The sequence below is a fragment of the Amycolatopsis coloradensis genome (assembly GCF_001953865.1).
Lineage (GTDB): Bacteria > Actinomycetota > Actinomycetes > Mycobacteriales > Pseudonocardiaceae > Amycolatopsis > Amycolatopsis coloradensis.
Genome location: NZ_MQUQ01000005.1, coordinates 1 through 18,921, shown reverse-complemented (window position 1 = coordinate 18,921; position 18,921 = coordinate 1). Strand labels below are relative to the sequence as shown.

Annotated in this window: 14 protein-coding genes and 1 pseudogene; 6 read left to right on the top strand and 9 right to left on the bottom strand. The window is 63.3% G+C overall.

Going from position 1 to position 18,921, the window contains the following annotated elements; all coding sequences use genetic code 11:
- Positions 1–1,010: 1,010 nt before the first annotated feature.
- Entirely contained in the window at positions 1,011–1,364 is a 354-nt protein-coding gene (locus BS329_RS44445; RefSeq protein ID WP_244197091.1) for a ribbon-helix-helix domain-containing protein, read from the top strand.
- A 562-nt stretch (positions 1,365–1,926) separates the two neighbouring features.
- On the opposite strand, the gene BS329_RS09605 is transcribed toward BS329_RS44445, so the two are convergent.
- Entirely contained in the window at positions 1,927–3,420 is a 1,494-nt protein-coding gene (locus BS329_RS09605) for an RNA-binding domain-containing protein (RefSeq protein WP_244197090.1), read from the bottom strand.
- A 428-nt stretch (positions 3,421–3,848) separates the two neighbouring features.
- Between BS329_RS09605 and BS329_RS09600 the strand changes: the two genes are divergently transcribed.
- Entirely contained in the window at positions 3,849–4,232 is a 384-nt protein-coding gene (locus tag BS329_RS09600) for a hypothetical protein (RefSeq protein WP_143252947.1), read from the top strand.
- Between the two features lie 135 nt (positions 4,233–4,367).
- On the opposite strand, the gene BS329_RS09595 is transcribed toward BS329_RS09600, so the two are convergent.
- Complete coding sequence (locus BS329_RS09595) at positions 4,368–4,931, bottom strand: hypothetical protein (RefSeq protein ID WP_143252946.1); 564 nt, start codon at positions 4,929–4,931, stop codon at positions 4,368–4,370.
- A gap of 1,064 nt (positions 4,932–5,995) precedes the next feature.
- On the opposite strand from BS329_RS09595, the gene BS329_RS09590 reads away from it, so the two are divergent.
- Together BS329_RS09590 and BS329_RS09585 are read left to right on the top strand one after the other, a co-directional pair.
- Complete coding sequence (locus BS329_RS09590) at positions 5,996–6,328, top strand: hypothetical protein (RefSeq protein WP_244197089.1); 333 nt, start codon at positions 5,996–5,998, stop codon at positions 6,326–6,328.
- Positions 6,329–7,541: 1,213 nt separating this feature from the next.
- Entirely contained in the window at positions 7,542–7,895 is a 354-nt protein-coding gene (locus tag BS329_RS09585; protein WP_076158284.1) for a histone-like nucleoid-structuring protein Lsr2, read from the top strand.
- A gap of 230 nt (positions 7,896–8,125) precedes the next feature.
- On the opposite strand, the gene BS329_RS09580 is transcribed toward BS329_RS09585, so the two are convergent.
- A complete protein-coding gene (locus BS329_RS09580) occupies positions 8,126–8,710 on the bottom strand; it encodes a CHAP domain-containing protein (RefSeq protein ID WP_084749543.1) in 585 nt (194 codons plus the stop codon).
- Positions 8,711–9,322: 612 nt separating this feature from the next.
- Between BS329_RS09580 and BS329_RS09575 the strand changes: the two genes are divergently transcribed.
- Positions 9,323–10,399 carry a sugar ABC transporter substrate-binding protein gene (locus BS329_RS09575; protein WP_244197088.1) on the top strand — a complete coding sequence of 359 codons (1,077 nt, stop codon included), beginning with the start codon at positions 9,323–9,325 and terminating at the stop codon, positions 10,397–10,399.
- Between the two features lie 359 nt (positions 10,400–10,758).
- On the opposite strand, the gene BS329_RS09570 is transcribed toward BS329_RS09575, so the two are convergent.
- Complete coding sequence (locus BS329_RS09570; protein ID WP_244197087.1) at positions 10,759–11,709, bottom strand: hypothetical protein; 951 nt, start codon at positions 11,707–11,709, stop codon at positions 10,759–10,761.
- A 448-nt stretch (positions 11,710–12,157) separates the two neighbouring features.
- Here BS329_RS09570 and BS329_RS09565 point away from each other — a divergent pair, with 448 nt between their 5' ends.
- Positions 12,158–12,991 carry an IS982 family transposase gene (locus tag BS329_RS09565; protein WP_076158273.1) on the top strand — a complete coding sequence of 278 codons (834 nt, stop codon included), beginning with the start codon at positions 12,158–12,160 and terminating at the stop codon, positions 12,989–12,991.
- Between the two features lie 199 nt (positions 12,992–13,190).
- On the opposite strand, the gene BS329_RS09560 is transcribed toward BS329_RS09565, so the two are convergent.
- From BS329_RS09560 to BS329_RS44440, 5 genes and pseudogenes are all read right to left on the bottom strand, one after another.
- On the bottom strand, positions 13,191–14,891 hold the full coding sequence (locus BS329_RS09560) for a rhomboid family intramembrane serine protease (protein ID WP_143252945.1): 1,701 nt from the start codon (positions 14,889–14,891) through the stop codon (positions 13,191–13,193).
- An 831-nt stretch (positions 14,892–15,722) separates the two neighbouring features.
- Positions 15,723–16,979, bottom strand: a complete 1,257-nt coding sequence (locus tag BS329_RS09555) for a tyrosine-type recombinase/integrase (RefSeq protein WP_244197085.1) — start codon at positions 16,977–16,979, stop codon at positions 15,723–15,725.
- Positions 16,980–17,297: 318 nt separating this feature from the next.
- On the bottom strand, positions 17,298–17,459 hold the full coding sequence (locus BS329_RS41800) for a helix-turn-helix transcriptional regulator (RefSeq protein ID WP_084749617.1): 162 nt from the start codon (positions 17,457–17,459) through the stop codon (positions 17,298–17,300).
- 245 nt (positions 17,460–17,704) lie between these two features.
- Complete coding sequence (locus BS329_RS09545) at positions 17,705–18,238, bottom strand: recombinase family protein (RefSeq protein ID WP_076158263.1); 534 nt, start codon at positions 18,236–18,238, stop codon at positions 17,705–17,707.
- Between the two features lie 239 nt (positions 18,239–18,477).
- Positions 18,478–18,921, bottom strand: a pseudogene (locus BS329_RS44440) (hypothetical protein); the annotation flags it as partial.

Genomic DNA, 18,921 nt, shown 5'->3' with positions numbered 1-18,921 from the left:
GTGCCCTAGCCACAGATAATATCAGGAGTACGAGTTTCGTGCGCGCAAGGCCCATCTGACTGACGCGCTTCAATGATCTTTCTATACATACAACAGTCGCACGCGTCAGTCCACGACCGTGCTCTCCGGCAAGATCGCGGGGACTTCATGCCAAGTCGACACTCGCCAGCCGACTCGAGTGCCGGGGCGACGAACTAGCTACTCGCTCACTCTTCGCCATATCTTCCATGGTCAAATCTTGAGGTCGCGCGACGCAGGGAAGCTGAACCAAGAGGGAACAGCACTCACTCGTAGATGCATGCTGCCTGCATATTTGACACCCTCCCCCCAAGGGGACCTGCCGACTCTTGGCGTACTAGTACATCTCTCAGCTAACGGCGTGTAACACAGAGAGGAGTACTCGCAAGTAGAGCAAGCCGAACGGGTATGACCGATGGCACTACTGGGCATAGCTACCCGAGCTGGCTTGTAACGCGGACCACGGTAAGGGTAGGCAGTACAATGACCGTGATCGCGGATGCGTAACATGTGATCTATGTTCAGCGATTGAACGTACAACCTGGTTGACAACGGGGTGCTTATGAGCGGATGATTAAGCTACAGACGGTGGACTGTCCTTCCTGCAACCAAGCGTCCACTGGCTGCAACGAGCGCGCCAAGGGCGCTGCTGCGCGCCCAAAAGCAATTGTCAGAAGTGGACGGTTTACAGAGTGTTGATCGTCTACGCGGCACAGTAAACGCCAGACCGACTCAGCCGAGGTGGCCCTCATGAGCCAACATCCATTCCCCGGTCGTCCGTGTCGGTCATTCCTCAATTGGGCGGCTGCCCTGCTTGCACTGCTAGCCAGCGTGTCAAGCCAGCTTTGTCATCTCTTGGCCGGAGTGATGAGGCTCCCTGCCGCCCGCCACGGTCTTGCTTCTATCAAAGTCGGCCCGTGGGAATTCCCACCAAAAGCCGCAGAGCAACATCTGGGGTGAGTTGTGCTCTGCTCCCATCGAGAAGGGTTGTCGTGACAGGGATGAAGAGCGATTGGGCAGTCGATGAGAACACAGACCACGATGCCACCGATCCCAAGACGGAAGAGTCACCAGGCGTTTCGGCCACCATAAGGAAGCCACGCAATGGCGACAACGACAAGCCGCCGGCGCCCAAGGGGGGCCTGGAGCGGTTGACCGTGAACTTGATCCCGCGATCATCTCGCGCGTTGGAACGAGGCGTCGAGCTTTCCGACGACTCGAAGACTGTGGTCGTGAACCGCGCCTTGCAGCTGTACGCCTATCTCGAAGAGGCGTGGGCAGCCGGTGGCGAAGTGGTTGTGACGGAAGCTCGTGGAGCCACACCGACGGTACTCAAGGTCTTTTAGAGACCTTCCGCTATACGTATCGGCATTCTTTGCCTTTTCGAAGAATCTAAACCATGTTTTCCTCAGAAAGCCGGCAGACCACACCTGCGTTCGAAAGGTGGCGGTGGGATTTTGTGGAATGCAAAATCTCTAACGCCGATCGGCGCACTCCACCTGGGCAGCGGTTGGCGAGCTTCGACACAGCAGGAAGGGGGTTTCGCCGCCTGAGCGAAACCCCCTTCGTCGCGAGCGAACCGCGACTGGCGTCTAGCCGGCTGCTGGTCCTTGCTCCATGTCGACGGCATCAGGCTGCGGTCACGCGCCGCGGTGCCGTCTCATCGGGAAGTCCAGAAGCAGGCCGGAACGGCCAGGTCCACAAAGCTGGAAGCCTGATGCAGGCTGGATCACGGTGTGCAGTGGAGGGCGGCCGCAGGGCATGCAACCAAGGAGCGTGGACCGGCGCATGCGGGACGGTGCGGGACCATGCGGACCGGCGCAAAGACGGTTCGCCGCGTTTGCCCTGGTCAGGGCACCGTGGCATCCGTTCGGGTGATATCGACCATGGGTGTCGATCAAATGGCCGTCAAAAGGACGCCTCGGTGTCTGCCGCCCAATACGGCAGGTACTGCATGAATCGGCGTCCGGCCGCGGTATCGAAGGGGACGATCAGGTTGGCGGCGACGGCGTCGCTGATGAGCCTGCTGGCGATCGCGGCGTTCTGCTGACTGATCCCGAACCGTTCCCGCAGGGACGAGTTGGTGAGTGTCTCGTGGTTGACGCGGCGGAGACAGGCGTGCAGGTAGACGGCGCGGACCTTTTCCTCGCGGCTCATGCCGCTGAGGGTCTTGGGCGCGAACAGGACGACCCGCGTGTTGTCCTCGGGTAGCTCGACCAGCGGTGCGGGGAGCTGGTGGAGTTCTGTCTCGGACACGACCTTGTCCCAGCCGCTGCCGCGTTCCTCGCACATCCCGGCACGGCGCATCAGCGCGCCGATCGCCTCATTGCGTGATTTGGGTGGGGCGTCGACGAACCGTAGCGGGTCGACCAGCGGCCGACCGGGGCTGGTGATCTCCAGCCGGGAGTCGAAGATCTCGATCATCGGGCCATTGCCGGTCTGGGCGAAATCTTGATGGATGATCGCGTTGGCGATGAGCTCCCGGACGGCCAACTCGGGGTAGGCGCGCTCGTCGCCGCGGATCGCTTCACCGATCACCTCAACCGAGGGCAGCATGTTGTTGACGAAGTTGACCAAGCCTGCGAACGCGGGTGCGTAGCCGAGGACGCCGGATTGTTCACGGATGGTCGACACACGACTGTCTCCGCGGTAGCGGATCACGCGGACGGCCTTACGCTTGAGTGCTTTGAAGTCGTTGATGTTCTTGGCGAACAAGATAGCGCCGAGGTTGGTGATGTCCCAGTCACCATGCGACGTCGGGCGGACCAGCTCCTCCATTTCCAGTGCTTCGAGGATGCCCTTCCGGTTGTCCGGCAGCGGCATCCCCATCAGGTCGAAGTACCCGGGGTAGTCCAGTCGCCGCAGAACTTCGGTGGTGTCCAGGCCGGACGCGGCAGCGAGGGTTTCGAACGGGCGGGAGTCGAAGGTCTGCCACAGCCGCCGTGCGTGGTCCGGATGGTCGCGCAGCTTCTTCTTGTACGACCCGACGCGGATCCACTCGTCGTTCTGGAACCGCACCGGGCTCGAGGTCGCCGGCGCGACCTCGAGCAGCACGACTCGCTTGCCTTCCACTTCGAGCTCGACGAATTCGAAGTGGATCTGAGGTGTCAGCAGCCGGGTGAGCCAGTTCTGGAAGTCCTCGTTGCCGACCTTGTGGTGGGGGTTCATGGTCGTGCCGACGACCGTGTGGTCGGCGTCGCTGACGCCCCACAGCATGTAGCCCTTGTCCTGGCTGCCGAGCGCGGCGGAGTTGGCGAGCGCGGAAATGTACTGACCGATGTCCTCAGCCTTGAAGAAGTTCTCCTTGAACTCCACCCACTCGGTTTCCTGCGGGAGCGCGATCAACCGGTGCATCAGCGCGACCAGGCGAGCATCATGTCCTGGACGCGGTTCCTCAGACACCTCGGACCTCTCTGTTCGGCCAGCCGTTCAAGGACACAGAGTGTAGTCCCGGTGCCCCGCCGGTCATGGTCACGCCACTCTTGTCACGGGCTGACGCAGCTTGGGGCCTGGGACGATTTCGCGGGTGTCAGAGTGCAGAGGCGGACGACCGTACAGGCGGAGGGCGCGAGATGTCGTACCGGTGCGCGATTGTGTGATCGTCAACGGTTCCGGAGAAGGGAACCTTATGTCGTCACGCCGTCCGGCGCCTGAGCAAGAAGTCGCCGTAGACGAGTTTCGTCGCGACGAGAATCTCGTGCTACGGGCCGGCGCAGGTACAGGCAAGACCACGACGCCGACCATGCTCGGAGCAGCATCACTCTGACAGGGTCGGTGTGACGCGACTCCGTTTGTCCGTGATCCGTGAGGGGCCTCGCCGATGAGGTCGGATGTCAGTGGCAGCATCGGTGTGCTTCATGCGAGATCCGATGCCGGGCATGCCGAAGGTCGCCCTGTACGCCGCGATCCGGCGCGACGCGCGTGGCGGGTACGTCGGGCCGGGCCATCGAGCGCAAGCACGGGTCGGCTGGTTCACGATGCGGCGGGCGCCGGAGTCGGCGTGGCCGCATCCGCGGAAGACGTACCCGAGGCGAAACGTGCTGGGACTGGAATACGGAATCGTCGACGTCGGCTTCGATGCCCAGCCGGTGCGATCGACCAGCCGCGGCACCGCGACTTCCCGATGCCCGAAAGCGACCGCCCACCATCGCGAACTGAGCTTCCCGACGATGAACCACAACACGTCGACCTCATCAGGTAGCCGACGAGCCTGACCGGACGGACACGATCTACAAGTACGTGCCCGAACTCGCGAGCGGAGGCCGCGAAGATCTCGCGGCGGCCGCCAGCGGTTCCGCCCGTACTACCGTAGCTACAGGCGACGGTGATCAAAAGTTTGGGGCCTGCTCCTAAGAGGCGTCCGGAGTCTTCACCTTCGGGCTCGTCTTCAGTGCCTCGATCACCGTCGTGTCGACGGCCTCCGCGTCGGCGCCGACCTTCGACTCACCCTGGATCACACCATCGACCACCTTCTTCTGCGCCGGGATCTTCGGCGGGGGCATCGGCGGCCTCGTCATGAGGTACGCGATGACCGCGCTGAACATCAGCCCGACCAGGATCGAGAGGACCTGGTGGACACCGAACGAAAGACAGATCGTCATCGGGACGGAGCCGACGACCACGTAGATCGCGTAAGAGAAGGCCGTCTCGATCTTCGGACCCCACGGCGTCCGGAGTGCCACACCGCCGGACCCGATGAACCTGTTGTCCCACCCTGCGATTGCAGCGTCCGCACCCCCGAAGACCGGTTTCGTCTCCTGGGTGTTCTCGTCCAGCCGCCGGAGCGTCGACCTGGGGTCGTACCGCGGATCCGGGTCATCCTCGGGACAGTTCGTCTCGATATCGCTCGACACGGAAAGGCCTCTTTTCTTGATCAGTGATCTTGTAAACCGGCCGCTCGTGCCGGGCCCCACAAATTCGATCCAACGATCCACGAGGGCGCGGGGAGAGAGGTCAACCGTGCCCTAAACGCAGATGCTATCAGGAGTATGACCATCGTACGCGCAAGACCCATCGGAGTGATGTACTTGATGATCACGTTGTACATATGACAATCACCCGTAAAGCCTCGATGGTCACACCTCCCCGGCAAGCCTCACAGGGACCTCATACCAGTCAACGCACGTGGTCCACTCCGAGTGCCCGGAGTGACAAACTCGCTACTTGTTTACTCTCTGTTCGAAATATCGGTGATCAAAGTTGAGTCCAGGCCAGGCAAGTAAAGTGAACGTCGTTCACGCTACATGGACCCCTGCCTGCTTGTTCTTGATCCGTTTGCTCGCTACGCAGACTACTCACTTGAGGAGTACTAGAACACCCCTCAGCTGACGGTGTGCAACAGCAAGGGAGACTACCGGCGAGTAGCATGAGCCGAACGGGTGCGACTGATGCCCCTAGGGGGCATAGCTGGACCACGCGACTTGTGGCGCAGGCCATGGCAGGGTAGGCAGTACTGCGACAGCAATCGCGGACGCGTAACATACGTCTCATGTTCAGCGATTGAGCATACAACCTGGTTGACATGAGGTGCTTATGAGCGGATGATTAGGGTACGGACAGTGGACTGTCTCACCGCCACATGCGTGTCCACTGCTGGCAAGGGGCGTGCCGGATGTCTATTCAGTGTGCCCAAAATGTAGTTGATCAAAGAAGTAGGCGTTTACCGCGAGCGGTGATCGTCGGTTTAGCACAGCGAACGACCAGACCCGCGACCAACTTGAGGGGGCCCATGAGCCAGGAATCCTTACCGCTTCTTCCGGGTCGAACATTGTCCAATTGGCTACCTTATGTGCTTACACTGCTCGTATCAGCGCTAGCCCAGTCTTTTCTGGTTATCGCCAGATCGAAAAGACTCAAGGTTGCCCATCACGTGGAACCTCTGCTAGCCCAGAAGTTCCATGGAAACGTTCCTCGTAAGCAATAGAGCAGCTAGCTGGGGTGAGTTGCTGCTCCGATAGAAAGGGTAGGCGTGACAGGGATGAAAACAGACGACGCCATCGACGAAAAAGTCGACCGCGGTGCCAAGGATCCCGTTGTCGAAGAGCCTCCGCCGAGCGATCCGACTACCTTGAAAAAGGACAACGACGACAAGGTCCCCAAGGGGGGCCTGGAGCGACTCACGGTCAACCTGATCCCTCGATCGTCTCGCGCCCTGGAGCGCGGCGTCGAGTTGTCCACCGACTCGAAGACCGTGGTTGTCAACCGAGCTTTGCAGCTGTATGCCTACCTCGAAGAGGCGTGGGCCGCCGGCGGCGAAGTGGTCGTCACGGAGGCCCAAGGGGCCACGCCGACGGTGTTGAAGGTCTTTTAGAGATCTCGCACTGCGTCTATCGGCGCCTTCTTTCCCTTCTTCGTCGAAGAAGGTAATTCTTCTCTGCGAGACGCATAAACCCGCACTATTATTGAAAAGTGGCGGTGGGATTTGTCGACCACAAAAGCCGCTAGCGACAATCGCGTTACACGTGGGCAGCTCGCGAGCTTCAGCATAGCAGAAGGGGGCTTCGCCACTCGGCGAAACCCCCTTCGCCGCGAGAACTAGCCACCCGATCAAAGTCGACGTCCAGGCTGCCCGCCGCAAACAAGGGACAGACATGCGGCCTCGGCGTCTCTTCAAGCAACGACGAACGCCTGCGTGTCCAGCGACACCGGGACCACCGCTAGAACACCAAGGATTCTAGCCTCATCACTACTGACGACCCCGCGCCCACGCGCGTGCCGCCAGCTGCACCTAGACCGTGACCAGAAGCGCCACCAGGGACCACGCCACGCAGGCAGCCCTATGAGTTCGAGGATGATCGCGCAGAGTAAGAACCGGAGAGCAGGTCATTGAGCTTGCGCGCGTTGCGAGCACCTCGCGCCGTGTCCGGGCAACCTCCTCAGCTACGGCGCTGGGGGCGTTCCACCATTCATCGTCCAGGTGCGTATCGAGCGTCTTCAGAGACACCCCATCGCTACGACGCGGCACGTTGGTAGCGATACCCGCGGGCGCGGTGGCGGCGAGGAATGGCTGGGTTGTGGGATCGGTCGGCATCTTGATGTGGCCCCACCTGCCGTCGTCGGCGTGAGTTCGGCACTCTGATTTGGCCCCACCTCGTTCGGGTGTTTCTGCTGGTCGAGGTGGATGCTGGCCCGTGACGATGGCGTGGTGAGTGAGCGTGAGCCCCGGCCCGGTGGTGGCTGGTGTGGGCGCTGGACAAGGTGTTCATCGGGTTCATCGGGGTCATCGGGGTCGCGGGTCAGCCGGTGACGACCAGCGGTCGCTCAACTGTCTCCGCATCCGCCTTCTCATTACACCCTTGCTCGTTCGCCTTGGCAGTACCCGTCTTCCGACGGCCGGGGCAGGACCCGGTACTCACGACAGGCAGTCCGGTTCCCTCACGATGACCGCCTTGATCCGCCGGGCAGGTTCGGATCACCCACGGCAAGAGACCACCATTTCACCAGCGCAGAAGACGACAGTTAGGCTCATTGGCACTGCGCCAATCTGAGGTGGCGTGGCATGACNNGGCGAAGCCACCCAGACCGTGCCCTTCGCGCTCGACGGCGTCACCTACGAGATCGACCTCTCCGACGACAACGCCGGCGCCCTGCGCGAAGAGCTCGAGCGCTTCATCGACGCGAGCAGACGAGTCGGCGGACGCAAGGTGAAGGTCGCAACCGGACAGTCCACCGTGGCCGGTGGTACGGCCAAGCCCACCGACCGCGAACGCAACCAGCAAGTCCGCGCCTGGGCATCGGCCAACGGCTACGCCATCGCCGAACGCGGCCGCATTCCCAACGAGATCTACGAAGCGTTCGACAACGCCGAGTCGGCCCCCGAGCCGGTTGCCGAAGAGGCTCCTGCCAAGCGCAAGCGTGCACCCCGTAAGAAGTCCTGAACCAGCAGGATCGCGTCAGTGACATCCCTCCCCCGGGACGTCACTGACGCAGGCCCGGCGCGATTCCCCCAGATATAGCTGCCGGCTGCCGTGCCTGGCATGAAGCCTCCATCCGTGCGCAGACCCACCGGCCCGGCGAGCCGTACTCGCGGCCATCGTCGCGCCGACCTGACCGCCATGGTCGGGCTTGGAGCGCGGCGGGCGGCACGCCTGGGTTGCTCGCTGCAGGATCAAGACGAAGCGGCCGTCGGTCGAGGTGAGGTACTGGTTCGGATACAGCCGCTGATCCGGAGCGAGATGGTCACGACCGAGGTACTCACTGATGCCGACACTACCCCGCCCGGCGAAGGAGTGATGTCCTTCGAGTGGTAGGACGACGCGGCGACCGTGCGCCTGCCGTAGGTGCCTTGGAAGTTCTGGTTGTACTCCTCGAGTGTGACTGTGCCGTCTCCGTTGACGGCCTCCACCCAGGCGACGTGACCCGCGGATTCGGCGATCGCGCCGACCGCAGGGATGCCGTTCACGGCGTAGCCGCGCTGCCCGGACCATGAACCCCACGCTCCGGCGTTGCCGATCGCGCGCGGCATCTCAAAGCTATTGCGCGCGTGCAGGCGCCAGGCCACGCAACTCGTGCACTCGCGGTTGTAATAGCCCCAGGAATCCAGAAGTGAGTCCTGGACGGCGGACCGCCATTGAGCGGGATAGTCATCCGATCCGGCTGCGGCGACACCTTGAAGACCGAATACCGCGGTAACGTCGAATATCATCGCAATCCAACGTCTGAGCGCTCGAGTGCGAGCGGGCTTATCGTTCATCAGCTGACTCCTTGCTGTCGTGTTCGCTCCTCTGGTGTCGTCGAGTCCGCCACGAGCGTCACAAAGTACTCAGAAGTCGGCCATTCAGTCGAACCAATCGGAAAGCAAAGGCGTCACGCAACGTTGAGCGACAGGGCCGAAAGGCCCGAATCGCGTTGTCAAGCGTTGGGGTTAGTTGGGGTTGTCGATCCAGTGCAGGGTTGGTGGTGCAGGAGCGGTCGCCGTTGCGGGCGGCGTTGCAGTTGGTCCGGTCCTGCGTGAGTCGCCCGCGTCACGGGCGCTCTGCCCCGTATCCGTCCGTATTCCACCGCCGTCGAAACGACGGTCAAAACGCGAACGTCGGCCACATCCACAGCAGGAAAATTCTGAAGCCCGATTCGGCACGGAGACCGACCGGTACCATGAGCAAGGACGAAACACCAACGAAGACCATGCACGCAAGACATTCCTCGATCGCTACCCCTAGTCGCCGCCGGCCTATACGGCGCTACCGCCAGCACGTCACGCCTCTGCCTCTGGCACTCGGTCGGTCATCGGGCCCATAATCGCCGCCGGTGGGGGCACGTCGGCTCCTCGCGGTTTCATCCGCCCGGGAGGACCTCATTGATGAAAATGCCGGACCGCAATCGCACTCCGCTACGGTTCGCCGTCCTCGCCTCGGTCACCGGTGGTCTCGTTCTCGCCGGGGTTCTCGCGATGATCCGTAGCGATGTGCTGATCGCGAAGGTGCCCGCGTGGACCGTTCTGGTCGCAGGAGCGCTGGCCGCGGCCTCGCTGCTGCGGCGAGTGCCGTGGACCGGACGCACACGTCAGGCATTCCTCGTGACGTCGGCATTCAGGCAGAAGTACTGGATCGCGGGCTTCGTGCAACGCCTGCACTGCACGCTGGACCGCGACAACATCGACCTGGTGCTGAAGGTGCCTGACCGGGACTACGACTCGGCCGCGCAAGCGCACCACCTGCGCAGGATCCTGGCCGCGCGCCACCGCTACATCGGCGGGATCATCGTCGCAACCGAAGTACACCGGCTCCGGCCGGACCTGGTCGAGTTCTGCTCCGAACTGACCTTGCCGGTGATTTTCACCGACATCGAACCCTTCGACGATGAAGACCACTACCCGGGCAACGCCGCCTTCGTCGGCTACCTCAGCTCGGACCTCGGGACCCTCGCCGGCCGCTGGCTGGTAACCCACCTAAGCAAGAACGACAGGCCACGACCACACGTGTTGATCGTGGCCAGCAGGCAACATCAGAGCCGGCAAAGCCACTGCGCGACTGTCCTGCAGACCGAGTTGCCCGGCGTGTCGATCTCCCTCGACGACGACACCTGCGCCTTTCACCGCGCACGCGCCTACGACGCCGTGCTGTCCCACACCCGCCTGCTCGCCTCGCGACACGGTCATCTGGACGCCGTGTTCTGCACCAACGACGAGATGGCACTGGGCGCTGTCGACGCCCTCCGAACCATCACTTCCCCTGTCACGACGGACACCGTGGTCATCGGCGTGGATGGAACCACCGAGGCGAGGACCCTGATCGACGCCGGCACGAGCCCCCTGCGAGCCACCATCGTCCAGGACTCCCACCGCCTTGCCGAAAGTGTCGTCGACGTCCTGGAGAAGATGCACAAGCACCGCAAGACAACGAAACGCACCATCCTGGACCCGGAGATCTACGAAACGAAATAACCGTCGCCTTCCATTCAGGAGAACGGCAAGCCCGATTCCAGCCATGTTCCAATGCGCTACCGAGGGCGCGGAGCGATTTCACTGCCCAGAAAGCGGTCTGCGCTTCAGCTCGACATGATCACCCAGGCCGCAGGCGCTTCCAGCTCGGCGCCTGCACCCGGTTGGGGTCAACGCCAAGTTTCTCAGCGATGTCGTGGACTGCGGTGCCGTGCGGGACGTCGCCGATGAGTAGACGTTCGATCGCGGAGTGGTCGCGCTCGCATTACCAGGGCGCCTCAGCCGCCGCACCACGTCGGCATCCCGTTTCCTTCACTGGAGGTGCTCGACGGAGCCTGTGGACTTCTCAAGAGACCCGGGCGTCAGCTTGGTGAGATCCGTCGAGTTTCGACGACCCTGGCGTTGTAGTGGGCACCGTTCACGACCGTTGTCTCGAGGAGAACCTCGAAGTGTTCCCTCTTCTTCATCATGCGGAGGAACTTCCGGTCTCCGAGTTTCTCCGCCGCGGCCGCGGTGCCGTGTTCCCAGCATCCCGCCACGATGACGATCTCTGACGTGTCCGGAGCCAGGGGGTTCGGCGTCCGGATGATCAAGGCGTAGTCACTGACCGGATAGCCCGACTCCTCGTACTGCGGCGCCAACACGCGGCCGGTGCTCACATCGCGCACCACAGCCGCTCCATGATCCAGATCCTCGGCGAAACCGTAGGAGACCACGCCGCTCAGCTTCGCCAGCATCGTCCTCGTCACCGCATTCGCCACCGGCCCGCCGATCAGGACCAGGTCCGAACTCAGCTCACGCGGCGACAACTGCTTCGACTCCGCGATCCTGCCGGCGAACCCCAGCTTCCGAAGCTGGGCCTCGATTTCCACCAGTGCCCCGATGTCACCCATGCCCACCACACCGGCTCTGGCCCACCGCCGGTGCTGCCCAAAGTCATGAGCCCCCAGGACGACCAACGGGTGACGGCCACCCAGAGCCCGCCAGAACCTGCGCGCGCGGACCAATCTGAGGCGCCGTCTCGCATTCGTCGTCACCCAGACCAGCACACCCCCGATGGCCGCCGCGATCAGATTGCTAGAGATATCAGGCAACGCTTGGACCAACCAGCCGCCGACACCCCCAACAGCCAGCCCCATACACAGCCACCCCTCATCAACGCGATCCCCTCCCCCAGTCGCGCTCAGGCCGCGTCCTGTTACCACCGGTTCAGCTGTCAGGTCGGCGGTGAGAATCCCGACCACGACGCTCAGGTCTCCGAGACGGTCATCGGCGGCACCGCCGCGCTCGCGGTGCGGCTGTCGTTCGCTCATCAAGCCCGGACTCGGGTTCGGAGTCGTGACCGCGGCCTGGTTTGTACCCCTGCTCGCCAACCGAGCACTTCACCGGCAGTCCGGCTCGACCCCGGCTCCGACTGGCTTGAGGAACGCGAGTGGCGGGTGCCCAGGCCGACGGGTCCTTTCAGCGCGGCACCGAGCATTCCGCTGGCCGAGCTTGGGCTTATGGGCTTGATCGTCGGGGATCTCGGCTGGAGAGCAGAGCGGTACCTCCCGACCGGTACGCGGGACGGCCGACCGCCCGGCACCTACTTCCCTGCGGCGCTCCAGGGCTTATCCCGGTCCCTCTGGAACCCGACGACGAAGCAACTCGACCTCTACGGTCCCGTTTCTTGAAGCCGCCATTCGGCCTGACGGGGTCCGCACATCATGCCTAGCCAGGCAGCAGCGTCCGTGTCGACCGCAGGCTTCACTAGACGATCATGTGGTGCCGCCCCGGGCCGGTCGTGGGAGGCGACCGGAGTTGACCGACAGTGAGCTGATCACGATGGCTGTTGCGCAGGTTCTGCAGCGCTACGACAGCGAGCGGCGCTGGATCCGGCGCATCCACGCCGACTCCGAGTGGCGGTCGATGTTCCCCGCCATGCTGGGCCAGTCCGGATACCACAAGCGGCTGAAGACGGCACAACCGTTGCTGTGTAAAGCAATACTCACGGTGGCCGCGTGCTGCCCGTCCTGGTTCGACGACCTGTGGATCACCGACGCCACCCCGGTGCCCTGCGGCATGTCGCGGGAAACAGTGAAGCGCTCGGACCTGGCCGGGCACGCCGGCTACGGCTACTGCGCGTCACACACCCGTTATTACTGGGGCCTGAAGCTCTACCTCGTCTGCGCCGGCGACGGGATGCCGATCATGTGGTGCCTGGCCAACCCGAAACTCGGCGAACGGCAGGTGCTGGCGGCCCTGCTCAACCACAACCATCACCTCATCCGTGAAGGCCAAGTCCTGTTGGCGGATAAAGGTTTCGCCGGTAAGGACTTCAAACAGCTGACCGAGTCGATGGGGCTGAAGCTGCTGCGCCCGGACCGCAAAGACGAGACCTATCGCAATGGCAACCTCGGTGGCGTCCGCCAGCGGATCGAGTCGGTCAACCAGACCCTCAAAGGCCAACTCGACCTCGAAGCACACCGCGGACGCACCCCGCACGGCGTGTTCACCCGCGTCACCCAGCGCCTACTGGCCATGGCCGCAGGCATCTGGCACAACTGGCACACCGACGTGACCAGCAAACGATCACTGATCGCCTTCGATCACTAACACCAACTTCACGGAATCAATCATCTAGTACCATCGGAAGCCGGCGGTGGGCCATCGAGCACAGACGCCCCCGAACGACACGTCGTCGTTGCTGTCGTCCGGTGACAATGCAGCGACCCCAAGAGCGCGACGACCTGGACGCCCGGCTGATCGGACGACCAACCGGTATGTCGCCGCTCTCTCCTGGCGCAGGGAATTATCAGTTCGTCACATACGAGCCCATCCATTCGTCGATCAGGCTGGCAACCTGATCTGTCAGAATCTCTCGAGCATAGCTGCCCAATTTCAGAGCGTGTTCGCGCACTTCCATGTGTTCCTCGGGTGCCGGGCAGACGCCCACCGCCAGGATACGCAGGGCTCGCGCGGCCTCCGTGCCGTTGAAAGAGTTCAGCACGGGTACATCGCTGAGCAGCTCACCCGTAAACACACCACACACCCTCGGCACCACCATGTCCACCACAGCACCCATCACGAGAGACCGCACGCCGTGCCCGGACGAATCGCAAACCACTTTTTTCACCTGGCGCGTGATCTCTTCCGGGACCCAGTCGACAACCAGTCCGTAACCCTCCAGCATCTGAGCAAGGCCCAAGATCAGGGCACACCAGCCGTGCCGCTGCGCCAGCTGACGCCTGATCTCCTCGACCGTCTCGATGTCCTCACCAAGATCAGCCACGATCTCGGTCCAGTCGGACCGTGTGATCACTTCGACCACCCTCAGCACTCTCTGCCGCTCCACCGCCGTTGACGAGATCGACGTATCATCCTGCCTTCTGGTCATCACACGCCTGGCCCCTGCTGCGAACCGCGCAGATATCAGGGGCATGGTGTCAGCAGTGACATCCTCTTGACGCGCCGTCCGATCGTCATGGTCGGTCCGGTTCTTCTTCGTCAGCCACCGAAGGACGATCATGCCTATCGCGGCGAACAGGGTCGCCTGCGAGAAGATTCCCGAGCCTCCGGCGGAGGCGAACCAAATCAGGACCACCGAGCAAGAGAGCCACAGCACTACCGCCAGAACGACGTTCCGGGAACGGCGACTAAGGATCAACTGGACCAGCAAGAGACCAGCCAAGCCTATTCCCGCCTCTCTCGGTCCAACATTAATGGCCAGGTGTATTGGCCATGAAAAAATCTGACTGACCAGGCGGATTAGCAATGCGCAAATCCAGCTGGCCGGCCAGACTGCGATGGCAATGAATGACGCCTTGGCACACGCCGTGGCAGGGCGATTCAATAGTCGCATTGCGGCCACATAGAACTTCTTTAGTCGTGCAGCGGCCTTACGAACTTTCGATGGATCCTGACCACTGCGGCCGGGTCGCCTCTTCTTCGCCAGCCACCGCGCTGCTAGCACACCGGTGACGAACCCGAACAGAGGTCCCGGCAAGGAACCCCCCAAGACGGCCAGCAACAGCAAAGCCAAGAAGCTTGAGACACACAACACCACAGCCACGGTGAAGTACCAGAAATTTCGGATAGAGATCAGCCATGCCAGCAGGAAACCTAGCCAGCCGAGGACCACACCAGACATTCCAACAGCCACAACACTACCGACCAGCCAAGCCCCGAACCCACTGACCAGCCAGACAGTCGCCGTCAGCCAGATCCATCGCCACAGTCCGCCGCTAGTCACCGCGAACCCGACGCTCAGCACGAAGACCGCAGCCACAGACGTGTGCGCCCAGCTCACATGCAGCAGCGGCGCCCATAGAATGGCGCAGAACCCATGCACCGACCGCGACAAAAGATCAGACTGAGTGATGTCGACCTGGCGGACAGTGACGACTCTCTGGCTCAGGAACAGCAGCGCGGTTAACCCGACGACGGCAACAACCTTCACCCCTCCAAGGATCGCCCGCATAAACCGCTTGTCGTTCGAAGAACTGACTTCAACCACAATGCAAAGTACACCCGTTACAAGGAGGCGCGTCAGATCCCGGACAGGATAGCTTCGCAAGCGCCGGCAACCATAGTCACTCGGAAGTGTTATTCGAACTACCTTGCAGTGTATGGAAACCTACGAGCAAGCCACGGTGTCCCACCTAAATGGAGCTATGACTGCAACCAAGGAGTGACCGCACCTGGTCAACTTCCACACTCAACGCAAGAACCAGCGACAAAGAAAGATCTACAGGCGGCCGCGCACCGTGAACCAACGAAGATCCTTTAGCGAGGTTCACCTCAGTGATCAATTAACAACTGACCATGTCATGTAGATCTGCCCCCGCAAGCTACGACGGTCCCGTGAGCACACATCGCTGTCGCGGACAACGTCCGTGGGAGTGATCTCTGCGGAGAGCAGCCCGGTCCCGTCGATCACGGTCATCGCGACGTTCGGCGCGATCCCGAACGTCAGCGTCAGCCGGTCGCCGACGTAACAGGGCAAAGACGTTGTTCAACCAGCAGCAGCGATCTGGTCCCGCCGGCCCAGCTCACGCGCCGGAGGGACGTACGTATTGTTCGCCAAAGGCCACGCTCAGCATGGATCTTCGGGCCTCGGAGCACCGCCCGCGCCGCCTCGAGATTGGCAAGGGGCGGTCCAGGGCAGGTAGTGCCTTCCTGCCGGTTGCGTTCCGCCGCCAGCACTCACGACAACCGCTATGCTTTCCGTGGGGCTTTGTCGATCCTCGGCCTGCCCAGACATTCAGCCTGGGCAGGCATATTAATTTCAAGTCGCGAGTAAGCCTTTCGATGAAGCGATTGCCAGGTTTTGGGCACCGTGCTCCCATCAGGCGGCGGGTAAGAGGTTTCGATTTTTGCGGCGCGGGATGATCGAGGCGGCTGCTTCAGCGGTTTCGCGGGCGAGTTCCGGCAGGACGTGGGTGTAGGTGTCGGCGGTGATGGCGATGCTGGAGTGGCCGAGGAGTTCCTGGACCTGTTTGAGGTCGGCTCCGGCGGCGATCATGAGGGTCGCGGCTCCATGGCGAAGGTCGTGCAGGCGCACGGGTGGGAGTTCTGCGGCGTCGGCGATGGCGTGAAAGGCGTCGCTGAGGTGGGAGGGTTGCAGCGGGCGGCCATCAGGTTCGGTGCAGACCAGGCCGTTCTCGATCCACGCGTCGCCCGCTGCCACACGCAGGTTTTCCTGACGCTGTTTGTGGCTGGTGAGGACGTCGGTGCTGTCGTTGTCGAGGGCGATGACCCGGCCGCTGGCTTCGCTCTTGGGTTCGCCGAACTCGGCCCGCCAGCCGATCTGGACCAGGGCCGCGGTGATCGTGATGCTGTGGCGGGCGAGGTCGACGTCCCACCAGGGCAGGCCGCAGGCTTCGCCGCGCCGCAGTCCTCGGTAGGCGATGAGGTGCAGCAGTACGTAGTAGGGGTGGTCGATGGCGTGGTCGAGGAACCGTCCTGTCTGGTCTGGGGTCCACACCATGACCCGGGAGGGTTTCTGTCCGGTGCGCTGCCACCGTTCGACACGCTCGGGCGTCCACAGCAACGCTTTCGGTCGCCGCCCGGAGGGCAGTTCGACGTAGGAGGCGGGGTTGAAGGTGATGGGCAGCCGTGGGTCGCGGATGGCGGCGTTGAGCGCGGTGCGCAAGGTGGCGCGGTAGCGCTGCATGGTGGCGTCGCTCAATGTCCGCATGCCGTGCACGCTCTTGCGGATGTCGGGATCGTCGCTGGCTTTCGCGGCAAGAATGGTGTCGTTGCGTTCGGCCATCGCGTCAAACATGCGTGAGATGTGCACGACAGTGAGTTCGTCGAGCCGGTAGTGGCCCAGGTACGGAATGAGCCAGAGTCGGATGTGGCTGCCGTAGGAGAGCTGGGTGGTACCGCGGAGTTTCTTTTTCCGCCCGGCGAACCACGTGGTCAGCCACTCACCGACGGTGGGGGCCTGGCTGGCATCGACGATCCCGGCGTCGAGCTGCGCGCCGATAATTCCCGATGACGGGAGTGGCTCCCCGGTTTTGAGGTGCTTGTCGATGAGGTCGCCGATCGCGACGATGGCGGCGGCACCATAGGGTTCGGCGACGTCAACCAAGGCCGCCATATTGTCCAGTTCAGCTTGGGCGTCAGTCTGTGACTCGTGCCCGCCACGCCTGCGAGTACGGCGGCTACCGTCGGCGCGGGCGGGTAGTTCGGCTTGGTAGTACCAGGAGCCGTGGTCGGAGCTCCAGGCTCCGTTGCGGCGTTTGAGTTTCCGGCACGCCGACCCGAGTGGTTTACCGTTGTCTGGGTGTTTGCAGGTGCAGCGTTTGTAGGTGCTGCCTGAGAAGTTCTGTGCCATCGGATTCGTTCCTGCCGCAGTCAGTTGGCGCGCGTTTCGGACAGCGCCTATCGACGCTCCTGTGAGGACAGAGAGGAAGCGTCAGCCATGAGGCTCTTCGTCCAGTCCGAGGAATTCCGCCAGCCGGGCGACCACGACCCGGTAGTTACGGCCGACTCGTTTCAGCGGAACGGGAAACGTTCCCTCACGGGCAAGCCGATACGCGGTTGTGCGGCCGACACCGAGTACCCGGGCGGCTGTCATCAAGTCGGTGGTGACGCCGAGGCTCCATAATTGGGAGGAAACGGCGGCGGTCGCGGTGTGAGTTTCGGGTGCGTCACCAGCGTGGCGGCCACAGCCACGCACGGCGGACTCCTCAGTTCCTGCGTGGCCCTCGGAAGTCACGTGGCCAACGACGACTTGTCCTGAGGTTGCCGACAGGCCGGGCGGCCGGTGCGCTGCCGGCGTCGTGCGAGTCGCCGATGCCGTGGTATTCGGGCGCAATGTCGTCATGGCGTGCTCCGCTCTACGCGCGATGTGGAACCGGGATTCGTTGGCGCTAGGCGATGCGGGAGACACCGAACGCTGGTGGCCGGGTCTTGAGCGGCCCAGAACAATGCGGGGGTGATCAGGGCGCGGTGCGCGGGCTGCTCGGAGAGCACCCAGTGCTCGACGGAGCAGAAGGCGCCGTGTTCGTCGCGGGTACCGGCGGCTTGGTAGCCGGTGTACTTGATGTCGGTCAGGATCGCGGCGACTGCGTCGGGCGGCCAGGAGAAGTGAGTTCCAGGCGGCGGGTAGCGGTCGTGGTCAGTGTCGAGCCGCGCGGTGATGTCCTCCACGGACAAGCCGGTGATCGCGCGCCAGTAGAAGACGTCTTGCACCACGAGAGCGCGGCGTGGGTCCGGTGTCAGGCGAGTGCGAGGTGTTCCGCGGCGACTTCGTGCTCCGATCACGGTCATCGTGGCGTAGCCGTAGGGCGGGTGGTGAACGTTCCAGCCCGCGCGGATCAGGACCGCGATCGCCTCGGCCGAACGTCGTGTCACCGGCTGCCGCGCGGGCTGGACGCCGGAAGGCGTGTGGCTGGTGAGTGAGCGGTTTGGTGGCCGCCGGAGGCAGTGGCGGGCGGTTCGGGCCCAGCGGCGCAGATGGGCCGCTGGGTGGCGTGTCCAGCTGTGTACGGGCATGAGGAAGAAACCCTTCGAGAAGTCGGGGTGTGGAAGCGGGTGGAGCGTGGCGCTCCGGGGCGGGCTCGGTGGTGTCCTCGCCCCGGAGCGCCACGGGTTCAGCGCCGTTTGCGGGGATTGCTGCGGCAGGTGTGCGCGGCGGGTGTCGCCTGGGCGGTGCCCGCCGGATGCGTCACACCACTGTCCGCCCGGGGCGGTCGACTCGCTCGGGAGCCGCCTGCCCCACGGCGGCGGGCTGGCCGGCGGCTGACAGGGTGAAGGTGCAGGTGAGTGAGGTCGTCCAGCAGGTGACGTAGTGCACGCGCGGCTTGCTGGGGCATGACCCCGTTGCCCAGGGCGCGAAGTTGCGCGGTGCGGGGCAGCTCGAGGCGCCTGGCGGTGACCCAGCCTGGGGGAAGGCCCATGAGCCACTCGACGAACGGTGGCGCGAGCACGGGTCGTCCGTGCCGGCCAGGCTGGGTTGGGTACGGCGCTGCGCGGCCGGTGATGAGTTCCCATCGGTGCACGGCGGCGGCGTACTCGCCCCAGTCGACCGGCCTGGG